Source organism: Nocardioides kribbensis, assembly GCF_015070375.1.
In the GTDB taxonomy this organism is placed as follows: Bacteria; Actinomycetota; Actinomycetes; order Propionibacteriales; family Nocardioidaceae; genus Nocardioides; species Nocardioides kribbensis.
Genome location: NZ_JADCLL010000009.1, coordinates 79805 through 94553, shown reverse-complemented (window position 1 = coordinate 94553; position 14749 = coordinate 79805). Strand labels below are relative to the sequence as shown.

The 14749-nt window shown below is 74.6% G+C and carries 15 protein-coding genes and 1 tRNA gene; 6 read left to right on the top strand and 10 right to left on the bottom strand.

The window, feature by feature from the left end; translation table 11 throughout:
• The first annotated feature begins 75 nt into the window (after positions 1-75).
• Positions 76-1629, top strand: a complete 1554-nt coding sequence (locus tag IR170_RS17545) for a metallophosphoesterase (RefSeq protein WP_193666222.1) — start codon at positions 76-78, stop codon at positions 1627-1629.
• Between the two features lie 10 nt (positions 1630-1639).
• Here IR170_RS17545 and IR170_RS17540 read toward each other — a convergent pair whose 3' ends face one another.
• Positions 1640-2851 (bottom strand): DUF4032 domain-containing protein, encoded by a 1212-nt coding sequence (locus IR170_RS17540; protein ID WP_193666221.1) that lies wholly within the window; start codon positions 2849-2851, stop codon positions 1640-1642.
• A 40-nt stretch (positions 2852-2891) separates the two neighbouring features.
• Positions 2892-4769 (bottom strand): glycoside hydrolase family 13 protein, encoded by a 1878-nt coding sequence (locus IR170_RS17535; protein WP_193666220.1) that lies wholly within the window; start codon positions 4767-4769, stop codon positions 2892-2894.
• Between the two features lie 127 nt (positions 4770-4896).
• On the opposite strand from IR170_RS17535, the gene IR170_RS17530 reads away from it, so the two are divergent.
• Positions 4897-4972: transfer RNA gene (locus IR170_RS17530), tRNA-Thr, on the top strand.
• 21 nt (positions 4973-4993) lie between these two features.
• On the opposite strand, the gene IR170_RS17525 is transcribed toward IR170_RS17530, so the two are convergent.
• The 3 genes from IR170_RS17525 to pdxY form a co-directional block, all read right to left on the bottom strand.
• Positions 4994-5692, bottom strand: coding sequence for a DUF305 domain-containing protein (locus tag IR170_RS17525; RefSeq protein ID WP_193666219.1), 699 nt, complete (start codon positions 5690-5692; stop codon positions 4994-4996).
• A 73-nt stretch (positions 5693-5765) separates the two neighbouring features.
• Positions 5766-6188, bottom strand: coding sequence for a DUF6153 family protein (locus IR170_RS17520; protein ID WP_193666218.1), 423 nt, complete (start codon positions 6186-6188; stop codon positions 5766-5768).
• Positions 6189-6210: 22 nt separating this feature from the next.
• The gene (gene pdxY / locus IR170_RS17515) at positions 6211-7062 is read right to left on the bottom strand and encodes a pyridoxal kinase PdxY (RefSeq protein ID WP_193666217.1); all 852 of its coding nucleotides are present in this window, start codon (positions 7060-7062) and stop codon (positions 6211-6213) included.
• 46 nt (positions 7063-7108) lie between these two features.
• Between pdxY and IR170_RS17510 the strand changes: the two genes are divergently transcribed.
• Positions 7109-7648, top strand: coding sequence for a GNAT family N-acetyltransferase (locus tag IR170_RS17510; protein ID WP_193666216.1), 540 nt, complete (start codon positions 7109-7111; stop codon positions 7646-7648).
• 15 nt (positions 7649-7663) lie between these two features.
• On the opposite strand, the gene IR170_RS17505 is transcribed toward IR170_RS17510, so the two are convergent.
• The 5 genes from IR170_RS17505 to IR170_RS17485 all read right to left on the bottom strand — a co-directional run bounded on the left by IR170_RS17505 (position 7664) and on the right by IR170_RS17485 (position 12907).
• On the bottom strand, positions 7664-8476 hold the full coding sequence (locus IR170_RS17505; protein ID WP_227489553.1) for a dioxygenase family protein: 813 nt from the start codon (positions 8474-8476) through the stop codon (positions 7664-7666).
• Positions 8477-8510: 34 nt separating this feature from the next.
• Positions 8511-9203, bottom strand: coding sequence for a uracil-DNA glycosylase (locus IR170_RS17500; protein WP_193666215.1), 693 nt, complete (start codon positions 9201-9203; stop codon positions 8511-8513).
• A 9-nt stretch (positions 9204-9212) separates the two neighbouring features.
• Positions 9213-10313 (bottom strand): alpha/beta fold hydrolase, encoded by a 1101-nt coding sequence (locus IR170_RS17495; protein ID WP_227489516.1) that lies wholly within the window; start codon positions 10311-10313, stop codon positions 9213-9215.
• 22 nt (positions 10314-10335) lie between these two features.
• Positions 10336-11760, bottom strand: a complete 1425-nt coding sequence (locus tag IR170_RS17490) for an alpha,alpha-trehalose-phosphate synthase (UDP-forming) (protein WP_056903450.1) — start codon at positions 11758-11760, stop codon at positions 10336-10338.
• 82 nt (positions 11761-11842) lie between these two features.
• Positions 11843-12907 (bottom strand): Gfo/Idh/MocA family protein, encoded by a 1065-nt coding sequence (locus IR170_RS17485; protein WP_193666214.1) that lies wholly within the window; start codon positions 12905-12907, stop codon positions 11843-11845.
• Between the two features lie 121 nt (positions 12908-13028).
• On the opposite strand from IR170_RS17485, the gene IR170_RS17480 reads away from it, so the two are divergent.
• Genes IR170_RS17480 through otsB form a run of 3 tightly spaced genes read left to right on the top strand, consistent with a single transcriptional unit; the run spans position 13029 to position 14747 of the window.
• On the top strand, positions 13029-13319 hold the full coding sequence (locus IR170_RS17480; protein WP_056863505.1) for a DUF3263 domain-containing protein: 291 nt from the start codon (positions 13029-13031) through the stop codon (positions 13317-13319).
• 40 nt (positions 13320-13359) lie between these two features.
• Positions 13360-13875 (top strand): LytR C-terminal domain-containing protein, encoded by a 516-nt coding sequence (locus tag IR170_RS17475; RefSeq protein WP_193666213.1) that lies wholly within the window; start codon positions 13360-13362, stop codon positions 13873-13875.
• A 26-nt stretch (positions 13876-13901) separates the two neighbouring features.
• Positions 13902-14747 carry a trehalose-phosphatase gene (gene otsB / locus IR170_RS17470; RefSeq protein WP_193666212.1) on the top strand — a complete coding sequence of 282 codons (846 nt, stop codon included), beginning with the start codon at positions 13902-13904 and terminating at the stop codon, positions 14745-14747.
• Positions 14748-14749 lie beyond the last annotated feature (2 nt).

Genomic DNA, 14749 nt, shown 5'->3' with positions numbered 1-14749 from the left:
GTGTCGGCGGCCATGCACCCACGCTAGGCCGCCCGGCCAACCAGCACAGCCCCCCGACCTCCAGGAGCCGACCCCGTGCACGAGGAGCAGACCGGCCCGGCGCGGCGACGGCCGTGGAGCACGGCCGCGGTCGTCGCGGGCTACCTCGGCGCCTGGCTGGTGCTGGCCGCCCTCGCCGCCGTGCTGCTCTTCCTCGGCAGCGACCGCGAGGTCAACCTGGCCAGCCACGACGCCGTCGTGCGCCCCGACCTCACCGGCGAGGTCGTCGTGCGGACCGGTCCGGTGCTGCCCGACGTGCGGGTCGCCTCCGACAGCCGCATCGGCATCGACGTCAGGCTCGGCAAGACCGACGCCACGACGACCGGCGCGCTGCTCGACCGCTACGCCGTCATCGCCGCCCAGCCCGAGGGTCTGGAGGCCAAGCTGCGCGAGGCGGTCGAGGACATGGCCGTCGACGCCGCCCTGCGGGGCGCGGTGCTCGGGCTGGTGCCGCTCCTGGTGTGGGTGCTGGTGGGCGGTGCCCGCCGCCGCGAGCTGCTGGGCGTGGCGCGCACCCCGCGGGGACTGCTCGCCGTGGCGCTGGTGGGGCTGATGGCCGCGGGGCTGTGGCAGCCGTGGGCGCCGCGCGAGGACCGGCTCACCGACGAGCAGCGCTGGGTCGCGCTCGACGACTTCCTCGGCCCGGGGGTGCCCGTGCCCGAGGAGCTGGCCGACGTCGAGGTGCTCGGCGACGTCACCACCGACGAGACCAGCCGCCTGGTCGCCAGCGCCGTCGACACCTACGACAAGAGCCGGGTCTTCTACGCCGACGCTGCGGAGGCCGCCGCCGACCTCGACCTGCACGAGCCGGCGGAGGGCGAGACCGTGGCGGTCGTCGTCTCCGACCGCCACGACAACGTCGGCATGGACGCCGTGGCCCGCGGCATCGGCGACGCCGCCGGCGCCAGCGCGGTGCTCGACCTCGGCGACGACACGTCCACCGGCCAGCCCTGGGAGGCCTTCTCCCTCGACTCCCTCAACGCCGCCTTCGACGGCGATCCCTACGACGACCGCCGCTGGGCCGTCACCGGCAACCACGACAACGGCGACTTCGTGGGCCGCTACCTCGCCGACCGGGGCTGGACCCTGCTCGACGGCGAGGTCGTCGACGGCCCCGGCGGGGGCGACCTGCTGGGCGTCTCCGACCCCCGCGCGAGCGGGCTGGGCAGCTGGCGCGACGAGACCGGACTGTCCTTCGACGAGGTCGGCACCCGCCTGGCCGACGCCGCCTGCGGGGCCGACGACCGCGTCGAGACCGTCGTGGTCCACGACGCCAACATGGCCCGCGAGGTGCTCGAGCGCGGCTGCGCCGACCTCGTCCTGGGCGGGCACCTGCACGTGCAGGGCGGGCCCGACCGGGTCGAGGCCACCGACGGCGACCAGGTCGGCTACACCGTCACCAACGGCACCACCGGCGGCGCAGCCTACGCCCTGGCGATCGGCAGCAAGATCCGTCGCGCCGCCGACGTCACGCTGGTCACCTACGCCGAGGACGGCCGGCCCGCCGGGGTGCAGTCGGTGCAGCTGCAGACCAACGGCGCCTTCACCGTGCGCGACTACGTCGAGCTGGAGCTGGCCGAGGCCGGGTGAGGGCCGGGGCTCACTCGGGCTCGACGGCGACGACCTCGTCGGGGCGGCGCGTGAGCTGGGTGGCGATGTAGTCGCGGGCGGTGTCGAAGATGTCGACCTCGCGCCCGGCCTGCTCGGAGAGGTACCACCGGTGCTCGAGGATCTCGTGGAAGACCTCCGCCGGCTCCAGCTTGCCCCGCGCCTCCGGCGGCACGAGGGCGGTCACCGGCTCGTAGATGCGCGTCAGCCAGCGGTTGGCCACCAGCGAGCGGTCCTCGCGGCCGAGGTCGTGGTGGGCGGTGAAGGAGGCGAGGTCGTTGAGCAGGCGTCGCGCCTGGCCGTCCTCGACGTTGAGCCCGGTGAGGGCCTGCAGCTCACGACGGTGGTGGCCGAGGTCGACGACCTTGGGCTGGATGCGCACCTGGTCGCCGTCGAAGTCGGTGACGATGTCGAGCTCGTCGACGTCGAAGCCGAGGTCGTTGAGGCGCTCGATGCGCTGCTCGATGCGCCACATCTCCTCGGCGGAGAACTGCTCGACACCGGTCAGCTCGTCCCACAGCTCGGTGTAGCGGCGCCCCAGCAGCTCGACGACGGCGTGGGCGTCGATCTCGTGGCGCACCGACTGGCTGGCCTGGAGGTCGAGCAGCTCGGCGAAGACGTTCTCGGTGGCGACGGTGAGGTCGTGCTGGCGCAGCTGGTCGGACAGCGTGGCGTTGAGCTCCCCGGTCTCGGCGTCGACGAGGTAGGCCGCGAAGCCGCCCGCGTTGCGGCGGAAGAGCACGTTGGACAGCGAGACGTCGCCCCAGAAGAAGTCGGCGAGGTGCAGGCGCACCAGCAGCACCACGAGCGCGTCGACCAGCGAGGGCAGGTCGTCGGCGTCGAGGCCGTGGCTGAACAGGCTGCGGTAGGGCAGCGAGAACTGCAGGTGCTCGGTGAGCAGCGCCGCGGGCAGCTCCTCGCCGTGGGCGTCGACCCGGCCGGCCACCACGCCCTGGGGCACCACGGCGGGCAGGCCGAGCCGGCCGAGGTCGCGCAGCATCCGGTACTCCCGGAAGGCGATCGCCTCCACGGTCTCCTTCACCGCGTAGGTGCGCCCGCGCAGCCGCACGATGCGCACGACGTGGCGCGAGAGCCCGCGCGGCAGGGGCACGACGAACCGGTCGTCCCACTCCTCGAGCGGGGTCGACCAGGGCAGGGTCACGATCGCGGGATCGGGCCTGCTCGCGACGATGCGCAGCGCCATGGCCACAACCTAGACCCTCGCTCGGCCCTCCCCGGGCGGCTCAGAGCCGCCAGACCCGCACGCCGACCCCGTCGGCCGGCACGCGCAGGGTGCCGCGGCGGACCTTGAGCCGCCCGCCTGGGCCGCCCGGCTCGGTGCCGAGCAGCGCCTCGACGTCGCCGAGGGCCTCCTGGCCGGTGGCGAGCAGGGCGCCCTCGGGCAGGTCGACGCTCCCGCCCGCGGCGCGTCGCGCGCACACCAGGAGCGACCCCGCGGGGTGCTCGCGCACGAAGACGAGGGTGTCGTCGTCGACGTGGGCCCACCGCAGGCCCCCGCGGGTCAGCGCGGGCTCCGCGGCGCGCAGCCGCGCGAGGGCGGCGTACGTCGCGAGCGTGTCGTGGTCCCAGTCGTCGCGGCGGTGCCACGGCATCGGGCGGCGTGCGTCCTCGCCGTTGACGCCCTCGAGGCCGATCTCGTCGCCGGCGAACACCATGGGCACGCCGGGCAGCGTGAACTGGAGCCCGGCCGCGACCCGGTGGACGGGCGCGGAGCCGGTCAGCGTGCGGATGCGCGCGGAGTCGTGGCTGCCGAGGATGCTCCACGACTGGGCGGTGGCCTGCCAGCCGTAGCGCGCCTGCCACTCGCGCAGGGTGCGGTGGACCTGCTGGCCGGGGCGGCGCGGCACGGGCACCGGGCGGCCGAAGGGGCGCGCCGGGGAGTCGGGGTCGCGCAGCCACGACCACACCGGCCACGAGAAGCCGGAGTAGTTCATGGTGCCGTGCCACCCGTCGCCGTCGAGGTCGCCCGAGGCGTCGTGGTTGTGCTCGCCGATGACCCAGGCGTCGCCGCGCTCGGCCTCCGCCGTGCGCCGCACGGCCCGGGCGGTGGCGTGGTTGACGTCGACCGCGCCGAGGCGCCCGGTCATGTTGGCGACGTCGATGCGCCACCCGTCGACCGAGAAGGGCGGGCGCAGCCAGCGCGCCACGACGCTGTCGGGGCCCTCGACCATGGCCGCGCGCAGGTCGGGGTCGGCGAGGTTGAGCTTGGGCAGCGTGCCGTGGCCCATCCAGCACTCGTAGCTGCCGTCGTGGGCGAAGTAGTACCACCCGCGGGTGGGGGAGTCGGGGGCCGACGCGGCCCGGGTGAACCACTCGTGGGTGTCGCCGGTGTGGTTGGTGGTGAGGTCGCCGAGCAGGCGCAGCCCGCGGGCGTGGACGGCCTCGGCCAGCCGCGCGTAGGCCGCGTCGCCGCCCAGCAGCGGGTCGACACCGTCGAAGGTGGAGGCGTTGTAGCGGTGGTTGCTCTCACCGGGGAAGACCGGCGTCGTGTAGAGCACGGTCGCGCCGACCTCGACGAGGTGGTCGAGGTGCTCCGTGACGCCGTCGAGGTCGCCGCCGAAGAGCTGGAGCGGCGTGCGCGGGTCGGAGCCCTCGAAGACGACCTCGTCGTCCCAGTGCGCCGGCACCGCCCAGGCCGGGGTCTCGCGCTCGTCGGCGGCCGTCGAGCGGGCGAAGCGGTCGGGGAAGACCTGGTAGACCACCGCCTCCCTGCCCCAGTCGGGCGCCCCGGCGTGGGTGGTGACGCGGAAGTCGAAGCTGTCGGGGCCGTCGTGGTCGACGACGCCGGCGGCGGTGAGCCAGCGCTGCGGGGAGCCGTCGGCCTCGGGACCCACCAGCAGGAAGCGGTAGTGGGTGACCGGGTTGTGCAGCGGCAGCTCGCCCTCCCACCACACCGAGCCGTCGGCGCGGGCGTCGCGCGCGACCACGGTGCAGGCGTGGAAGGTGGGCTCCGCGTCGTACGTCGTGCGGATCCACACCCGCTCGACCGGGTCGTCGGCGGCGACCCGGCAGCGCACGCGCACCGACCAGCCCAGCGTCGGGGACTCGTCGTCGAGGTAGGCGGGGGACCCGTCGTGGTGGGGCTCGCGCAGCAGGCTCATGGCGCGGATTCTCCCTCACCGCGCGCGGCCGGGCGCACGGCTCCGGCGACTGCGCCCACGGGTGCCGCCCGGCTCGACCCGCCGTCGGGCGCGGCGTCTAGGATGACGCCGCGCCCGACGGGCGCACGCCGGTGTAGCTCAGTAGGTAGAGCGCTTCTCTTGTAAAGAAGATGTCGCGGGTTCGACTCCTGTCACCGGCTCCACGACCTGCCCCACCACCGCTCTCACGCGCCGAGCAGCGCCCGCATCTGCTCGATCTCCGCGCTCTGGGAGTCGACGATCGACTCCGCGAGGGCGACCGCGTCGGCGTCCTCGCCCTCGGCGGCCTCGGTCTCGGCCATCTCCACCGCACCCTCGTGGTGGGCGACCATCATCTCCAGCCACTCCTCCTGGAAGGACGCGTCGGGCGCCTCCTCCAGCGCGTCCATCTCGGCGTCGCTCATCATGCCGGGCATGTCGGAGTCCATGTCCATGCCGCCGGACCCGTCCATGCCCGTGCCCTCCTCGGCGTGGGCGTTGGCGTGGTCGTTGACGGTGGGGGGCACGGGCTGGTCCCAGGCGGTGAGCCAGTCGACCATCTGCTCGATCTCGGGAGCCTGGGCCGAGCGGATCTGCTCGACGAGGGCGGCCACCTCGGGGTCGAGGTCGCGGCCCGTGGTCATGTCGACCATGGCCAGGGCCTGGGCGTGGTGCTGGACCATGTCGGTGGCGAAGACGACGTCGGCCTCGTTGAAGTCGGCGCCCTCGGGCACCGAGACCGCGGAGGACCCGGTGTCGGGGCCGGAGCCGTCGTCGTCGCCGCAGGCCGCCAGGCCGGTGGCGAGGGCCGCGGCCGCGAGGCCGGCGGCGAGGGCCCGTCGCGTGCGGGCAGGGGTAGTGCGGGCAGGGGTGGTGCGGGCAGGGGTGGTGCGGGTGGTGGTCATGGCTGTCTCGTCTCTCGTCGGTGGTGCAGGTGTGCGGGCGCGCAGGTGCCGGTCGTCGTCGACGACCGGCTCCTCAGCAGCGGCACACGCAGAGCGCGGAGAGCAGCGGTGGGTCGGGGTCGCGGCCTCGGGCCGGCGGGGCGACACCGAGGAGGGTCAGCCGCGGCAGCAGCCAGGGGGTGCGGCGCAGTCCACGCCCGAGGAGCAGCAGGGCGCCGAGGCCGCCGAGCAGCACCGCGAGGCACAGCCCGGCCATGCCGTCGTCCACCGGGGGCGCCGACAGCACCGCCGTGTCCGGGCCGGTGCCCGGGGCCGCCGCCCCGGCCACGTCGGTCTCGTGGCCCGTCCGGTGGTCGGTCCCGTGGTCGGTGGCACCGGCGGGGGCGACGTGGGCGGAGTGGCCCGCGGAGTGGTCGCCGAGCCCGTGCATGCCGAACAGCCCGGCCAGCACCAGGAAGAGTGCGGCCAGGGCCCAGCGGGACCTCGACCTCGTCACGTCCTCCAGGGTAGCGAGGCGCTCAGCGCAGCCGTCGAGGGGCGAACGTCCTCGGCGGGGAGGCGATGGACCCCTGGGCCGCCACCAGCTGGATCTCGCGGGTGCCGGCCGCGAGGGTCTCCTCGAGCACCGCGAACACGGTGCCGGTGGTGAGGGCGAGCGCCTCGGCGGGCGAGCCGGTGGTGCGCAGGTGGGCGAGGTAGAGCGCGGCGGTGACGTCGCCGCAGCCGTTGGGGGCGAGGGGCAGCAGGGGGGTGGTGACCGCCCACGCGCCGGCGTCGGAGACGGCGACGACGTCGAGGTGGCCCTCGGGCACCGCGTCGTGCAGCACCGAGGTGACCAGCACGTCGCGCGGGCCGCGCTCGCGCACGACGTCGACCGCGGCCAGCACCTCCTCCAGCGTCGTGGTGGTGGTGCCGGCGAGGAAGTCGAGCTCGAAGTGGTTGGGGGTGACGACGTCGGCGGCCGGCACCACGGTGTCGCGCATGAACTCGGGGATCCCCGGTCGCACGAACATGCCGCGCCCCACGTCGCCCATCACGGGGTCGCAGCAGTAGACCGCGGCGGGGTTGAGCTCCTTGACCCGCGCCACGGCGTCGAGCACGACCGCCCCGACGGCGGGGTCGCCCTGGTAGCCCGAGAGCACCGCGTCGGCCTGCCCGAGCACCCCGCGGTCGTCGATGCCGGCGATCACGTCGCGCACGTCGTCGGGGGCGAGGAGCGGGCCGCGCCACGCGCCGTAGCCGGTGTGGTTGGAGAAGTGCACGGTGTTGACCGACCACACCTCGTGGCCGAGGCGCTGCAGCGGGAAGACCGCGGCGGAGTTGCCGACGTGGCCGTAGGCGACCGAGGACTGGATCGAGAGGATCTGCACGGGACCATCATCGCGGGCCGGGTGGGTGGCGTGCGAGCCTGGGGGCGTGCCCCCGGCTCCCGACCTGCGCACGCGCTCCACCGCGCGACTCGCGCTCACCGCGATGGGACCCGACGACGCCGAGCAGCTCTTCGCGGTCCTCTCCGACCCGCGCGGGTGGTGGTTCGACCCCGCGGCACGCCACGTCGACCTCGCCCGCACCCGGGCGTACGCCGAGCGCGCTGCCGCGCGGTGGCCCGCCGACGGGCTGTCCTACTGGACCGCCCGCGACCTGCGCACCGGCGACGTGGTGGGCCTCGGCGGCGCCCAGCGCCACCGCAGCGGCGCGTGGAACCTCAGCTACCGCGTGGCCACCGGGCAGTGGGGCCGGGGCCTGGCGACGGAGCTGGCCGCGGCCGGCGTGGAGGCCGCACGCCTGGCCGACCCCACCAGCCCCGTGGTGGCCTACGTGCTGGCCGCCAACACGGCCTCGGCGCGCGTCGCCGCAGCCGTCGGCCTGGTCGACCGCGGGCCCCGTGTCGACGCCAACGACGGCGTGGAGCGCCACGCGTGGAGCGACCGCCCCCTCGAGCCCGAGCCGGGCTGAGGCGGCGGACCCGGGTCAGGCCACCTGGAGCGAGCGCTTGGAGAGCCCGATCCAGAAGCCGTCGATGCGCTGCTCGCCGGGGTCGTCGGCGCGGGTGGCCGCACCGAGGGTCACGAAGAGCGGCGAGAGGTGCTCGACCGTGGGGTGGGCCCAGGGCAGGCCCGGTGCGCGGTCGGCGTAGGCCGCGAGCTCGTCGACGTCGCCGCGGGCGAGCGCCTCCGCGGCCCACGCGTCGAAGTCCTGCGACCAGGCAGGGGCCTCGGCGTCGATGCGGAAGTCGCGCAGGAAGGGCAGGCCGTGGGTGAGGAAGCCCGAGCCGATCACCAGGACACCCTCGTCGCGCAGCGGGCGCAGCCGCTCGCCGATCGCCAGCAGGCGGGCCGGGTCGTGGGTGGGCAGCGACATCTGCAGCACGGGCACGTCGGCGTCGGGGTACATGACCTTCAGCGGCACCCACGCACCGTGGTCGAGGCCGCGGGAGGTGTGCTGGTGCACCGGCTCGCCCGCGGGCATCATGGCCGCGACCCGGGCGGCCAGCGCGCTGGCGTCGGGGGTGCGGTAGGTCATCCGCGAGTACTTCGGGTCGAAGCCGCCGAAGTCATAGACCAGCGGGGCGCCGCTGGCGCTCAGGCTGATCGGGGCCGACTCCCAGTGGGCGCTGACGATGAGCACGGCGGTGGGGCGCGGCAGGTCCCCGGCCCAGGCGGCCAGCTGCGAGGACCACAGCGGGTCGTCGAGCAGCGGCGGCGCACCGTGGCCGATGTAGAGGGCGGGCATGCGTCCGGTGGCGGGCGCGGGTGGGGCGGAGGGTGCTGCTGCGTCGGGCATGGTCACGTCCAGGTCAATGGTTGATGATTCAACATTATTCCATCGGAAGCGTCCACGCCACCGGGGAGCCGCCCTGCTCGACGAGCATCCGGTCGACCGTCGAGAAGGGGCGGGAGCCGAAGAAGCCCCGGCTCGCCGAGAGCGGCGAGGGGTGCACCGACTCCACCGCCGGCACGTCACCCAGGGCGGGGCGCAGCGACTGGGCGTCGCGGCCCCACAGGATCGCGGCCAGCGGCCCGCCGCGGGCCGCCAGCGCCGCGATCGCCGCGTCGGTGACCTGCTCCCAGCCCTTGCGGCGGTGCGAGGCCGACTCCCCGGGCCGCACCGTCAGCACGCGGTTGAGCAGCATGACCCCGGCGTCGGCCCAGGCCGTCAGGTCGCCGTGCGGCGGCGGCTCGACGCCGACGTCGCTGCGCAGCTCGGCGTAGACGTTGGCCAGGCTGCGCGGGACCGGCCGCACGTGGGGGTCGACGGCGAAGCTGAGCCCGATCGGGTGCCCCGGCGTGGGGTAGGGGTCCTGGCCCACCACGAGCACCCGCACGTCGGCCAGCGGCCGCTGGAAGGCGCGGAAGACGTGCTCGCCGGCGGGCAGGTAGCCGCGGCCCGCCGCCACCTCCTCGCGCAGGAAGGCCCCCATCGCCGCCACCTGCGCGTCCACCGGGGCCAGCGCCTCGGCCCAGTCGGGGGCCATGAGGCCCTTCTCCACGAGTCCGGCGAGTGCGCTCATGCCGCGACGCTACCCAGCGCCGGAGGGGGTCGCCCCGGCGGCGTCGGAGGACCACTGGGCGATCCACTCGTCGAGCGCGACCCACGTCGTCCCCCGGGCCGCGCGACCGGTGAGCATGCCGAGGTGGCCGCCGGGCACGATCTCGAAGCGGACCTCGGGCGAGCCCGACAGCAGCGGCACGACGGCCTTGACCGCGGGCACCGGGGCGATGCCGTCGGTGGCGCCGGCGAAGACGAGCACGGGCACGTCGATGTCGGCGAGGTCGAGGGTGCGTCCCTCGACCTCGAAGGTGCCGCCGACCAGGGCGTTGCCCTTGACGAAGCGGTGGTAGAGCTGGCCGAAGGTGCGCCCGGGGTAGGCGATCATGCCGTCGGTGAAGCGGTCGACCGCCTCGATCTGGGCCAGCCACTCCCCGTCGTCGAGGTTGCGGGCCACCGCGAGCGGTTTGGTGACGACCTTCTGGAACGACGAGAGCTGGAAGGCCCAGCGCACCAGCGGCTTCGGGGCGCCCCCGAGGGCCTGGTAGCCCCGCGTGACGAGGCCTCGGCCGTCGCTGAGGTTGAGCAGCGGGCGCAGCGGCGCCACCAGCGGCACCAGCCTGACGTCGACCGGGGAGCCGACCACGGTGAGCGAGGCGATGGGCAGGTCGGGGGAGCCCGCGGCCGCGAGCATCGAGAAGATGCCGCCCAGGCTCCAGCCCACCACGTGCACCGGGCGCCCGCCCGCGTGGGCCGACGCCTCGCGCACGGCGGTGGGCACGACCTCCTCCACCCAGTGCTCCATGCCCAGGGCCCGGTCGCGGAAGGAGACCTGGCCGTACTCCACCAGGTAGGTCGGGCGGCCGGCGCGCACGAAGTGCTCGACCAGCGAGCAGCCGCGGCGCAGGTCGTAGCAGGTCGCGGGCGCCGCCAGCGGCGTCACCAGCAGCACCGGGTCGCCCGTCTGCTTGACCGCGGCGGCGGGCCGGTAGTGGTAGACCTCGCGCAGCGTGCCCTCGTCGATGAGGGTGCGCGGCATCGGTCGCAGGTCGGCCAGGCCGCCGTAGAGGACCTTGTGGGCGACGTTGCCGGCCGCGGAGACGACCTGATCGGGCTTGGGGATCAGATCCATGCTGCGAAAGTTACCCCGGGGGTCACGAGCGGCGGGCCGGCTTGACCGCCTTGCCGTGGGTGCCGACGTCGGAGAGCTCCGACATGAAGGAGGCCGCCCACGCCGCCACGTCGTGCTGGGTGACGGTCTTGCGCATCGCCTTCATCCGCCGGGTGGTCTCGCGGGGCTCGGCGTTGAAGGCCTCCAGCAGCGCCGACTTCATGCCGTTGATGTCGTAGGGGTTGACCAGCCACGCCTGGCGCAGCTCGTCGGCGGCGCCGGCGAACTCCGAGAGCACCAGGGCGCCGTCGTTGTCGTAGCGGCAGGCGACGTACTCCTTGGCCACGAGGTTCATGCCGTCGCGGTAGGGCGTGACGACCATGACGTCGGCGGCGGTGTAGAGCGCGGCCATCTCCTCGCGGGGGTAGGAGGAGTGCAGGTAGGAGATCGCCGGGCGGCCGATGCGGCCCAGGTCGCCGTTGATGCGGCCGACCAGCCGGTCGATCTCGTCGCGCAGGATCCGGTACTCCTCCACCTGCTCGCGCGAGGGCACGGCCACCTGCACGAACACGGCGTCCTCGACGTCGAGCTGGCCGTCCTCGATCAGCTCGGCGTAGGCGCGCAGCCGGGCGAAGATGCCCTTGGTGTAGTCGAGCCGGTCGATGCCGAGGAAGACCTTGCGCGGGTCGCCGAGCGCCTCGCGGATCTCCGCGGCGCGCGCGACGACCGGCTCGGAGCGCGCCATCTCCTCGAAGCCGGCCGCGTCGATGGAGATCGGGAAGGGCGAGGCCCGCACGGTGCGGCCGTCGGGCAGGTAGACGAGGTCGCGGTGGGTCTTGTGGCCCACGCGCTGGCGCACGAGGCGCACGAAGTTCTGCGCCGCCCCCGGCAGCTGGAAGCCGACCAGGTCGGCGCCGAGCAGGCCCTCGAGCAGCTGGCGGCGCCACGGCAGCTGCTGGAAGAGCTCCGCGGGCGGGAAGGGGATGTGGAGGTAGAAGCCGATGCGCAGGTCGGGGCGCAGCGTGCGCAGCATCTGCGGCACCAGCTGCAGCTGGTAGTCGTGGACCCAGACCGTGGCGTCCTCGGCGGCCAGCGACGCGGCCTTCTCGGCGAAGCGCTGGTTGACGTGGACGTAGGAGTCCCACCACTCGCGGTGGAACTCCGGCTTGGCCACGAGGTCGTGGTAGAGCGGCCAGAGGGTGCCGTTGGAGAAGCCCTCGTAGAAGCCCTCGATGTCGGCCTGGGTCATCGACATCGGCACCAGCTCGAGGCCGTCGTGCTCGAAGGGCTCCAGGCCCTCCTCGGTGCCGCCGGGCCAGCCGATCCACACGCCGTCGTTGGCGCGCATCACGGGCTCGATGGCGGTCACGAGGCCGCCGGGGGAGGTGCGCCAGCCCGAGGACCCGTCGGGCTGGGTGACCCGGTCGACCGGCAGGCGGTTGGCGACGATGACGAGGTCGTAGGGCACGGGGCGACCCTAGTCAGTCCTCGGGGGCGGCGCGTCCCCCCGGTGGGGTGGATCGGGGGCGGATCGGAGGGGGGGCGCGGGGTCAGCGCTCGTGGGGGAAGCGCACACCGACCTGCGCGCGCAGGTCGTCCATCTGCCGCAGCAGGGCGAGGGTCTGGGCGTGCGGCACCAGCGGGCTCTCGCGCAGCCCCGCCGCGACGCAGCGCGCCACCTCGAGCAGCTCGTTGCCGTAGCCGCGCCCGACGACCGGCTCGGCGCCCTCGAGGAGCAGCACCTCGCCCAGCCCGCCGCCGTCGTTGCTGCTGCCCTCGGCGTACGGCGTGAAGGTGGCGGCGGCCGGGTGGTGGAAGTCGGGCAGGTCGACGCGGCCGAGGCTGGTGGCGACGGCGGCGGCGCGCGAGGACCACGACGTCATCGACGCGGTCATCGTGGCCAGGGCGCCGCCGGGGTAGCGACCGGCGACCGCGATGTCGAGGTCGATGCCGCCCTCGGAGAGCGTGGCGGTCGCGGTGAGGGCCTCGGCCTCCCCGAGCAGCAGGTGGGCCACGGTGAGGGGGTAGATGCCCATGTCGAGCAGGGCGCTGGCCCCCAGCGCGGGGTCGAGCATCCGGTCGCTGGGATCGGCGTCGACGCGGAAGCCGAGCTCGGCGTGGAGGTGGCGCGGCGTGCCGAGCTCGCCGGAGGCCAGCCGGGCCGCGACCTCCCGCACGACGGGGTGGGTCGCGGTCCACATCGCCTCCATGAGGAAGCGGTCGTGCTCGCCGGCCAGGCGCACCATCTCCTCGGCCTGGGCGGCGTCGAGGGTCAGCGGCTTCTCGCACAGCACGTGCTTGCCGGCCTCGAAGGCCAGGCGGGCGTGCTCGAGGTGGAGGGCGTGGGGGGAGGCGACGTAGACGACGTCGACCTCGGGGTCGGCCACGAGGGCCTCGTAGGAGCCGTGGGCGGTCGGCCGGGGGCCGATCGCGGCGTACCAATCGGCGAACTCCTCGGCCGCCTCCTGGCGGCGCGAGCCCACGGCCACCAGCCGGGCGCCCGGGGTGAGCGCGAGGTCCTGGGCCACGCTCCGCGCGATCTTGCCGGTGGCCAGGAAGCCCCACCGCAGCTCGGGGACCGGGGCGGCGTCGGGCGTCGGGGTGGGGGCGCTCATGGGCCCCACCCTAGGAGCGCGACGCGCGGCGGGTCCGGCGGCGGTTCGAATGACACCGTTGTGGTTCGGCGACTACAGTGAGCCCCGGCCACCCCCACCACGACCTTCCGGAGCGCAACGCATGGAGCCGCAGCGAGACACCCAGCGCGACCCCGGCCCCGCCGCGCTCAGCGAGCGCGACCGCGACATCCTCGAGTTCGAGCGGCAGTGGTGGAAGTTCGCCGGCGCCAAGGAGTCGGCGGTGCGCGAGAAGTTCGACATGAGCTCCACGCGCTACTACCAGGTCCTCAACGCCCTCATCGACCGCCCCGAGGCGCTCGAGGCCGACCCGCTGCTCGTGCGGCGGCTGCGGCGGCTGCGGGCCGCCCGTCAGCGCCAGCGCTCGGCGCGCCGCCTCGGCTTCGAGGTCTGACCCCTTCCCCAGCACGACCAGACCCTGACAGGGAGCTCCCATGCGGGTGCGTGACCAGCGAGGCGTCGTCTACCCCTCGCCCGTGGTGATCCTCTCCATCATCGCCGTCGCGATGGCGGCCGTGGCGTTCTTCGCGACCCAGGGCAGCGAGCCCACCGAGCGCGAGATCACCCCGATCGCGCGCGAGGAGGCCAGCCCCTCGCCGAGCGCCACGCCCGAGGCCGACGAGGCGACCGAGCCGGCGGAGCCGGAGAAGACGAAGAAGCCGAAGCCCGCCGTGGAGCGCAGCACGGTCTACGTCGAGGTCTACAACAACTCGAGCATCTCCGGCCTGGCCGCCGAGGCGGGCGCCAGCGCCTCCGACGTCGGCTGGCAGGTCGTCGGCACCGACAACTGGTACGGCACCGTGCCGGCCACCACCGTCTACTACCCCGCCGGCCTCAAGCGCGAGGGTGAGCTGCTCGCCCTCGACCTCGGCGTGGACCGCACCATGCCGGCGGTCGGCGTCATGAAGCCCGACCGCCTCACCCTGATCCTCACCGCGCCCCTGTCCTGAGCGCGGGGGCGTGGTTGGCTGGGTCCATGGAGTTCACCTCGACCCGGGGCGAGCAGCGCTACGCCGCCCTGGTCCGCGCCGCCGCCGAGACCGTCGTGGGCCTGGACTTCGACGGCACGCTGTCGCCCATCGTCGACGACCCCGAGCAGGCCCACATCCACCCCGACGCCAGCGCGGTGCTGGTCGACCTGGCCACGCAGGTCTGCGCGGTCGCCGTCGTGACCGGGCGGCCCGCGCGCCAGGCCCTCGACCTCGGCGGGCTCGAGGAGGTCGGCAACGCCGTCGGCGAGGCCGGCAAGGAGCTCTACGTCTTCGGCCAGTACGGCAACGAGCGCTGGAGCTCCACGCGGCGCCGCGTGGTCGGCCCGCGCCCGCCGCACGGCCTGGCCACCTTCCTGCGCGACCTGCCCCGCACGCTGCGCAGCGCCGGCGCGGGGGAGGCCTGGCTGGAGGACAAGGGCCTCGCGGTGGCCGTGCACACCCGCCGCCTGCCCGACCCCGACGCGGCCTTCGAGGCGCTGCTCGGCCCCGTGGGCGACCTCGCCCGCAGCCACGACCTCAGCGTCGAGCCCGGCCGCCACGTGATCGAGGTGCGCTCGGCGGGCATGCACAAGGGGCTGGTGGTCGAGCGACTGGTCGAGGAGCTGGGCGCTGGTGGCTTCCTCTTCGCCGGCGACGACCTCGGCGACGTCGAGGCCTTCGAGGCCGTCGGCGCGCTCGACGACGCGGGGCTGCCGACGCTGCGGGTGTGCTCGGCCAGCGACGAGGAGAGCACGCTCGTCGCGATGTCCGACGTCGTGGTCGCCGGGCCCGAGGGCGTCCTCGCGCTGCTGGCCCAGCTCACCGCCGACGCGCGCGACTCGCGGGCCTGACA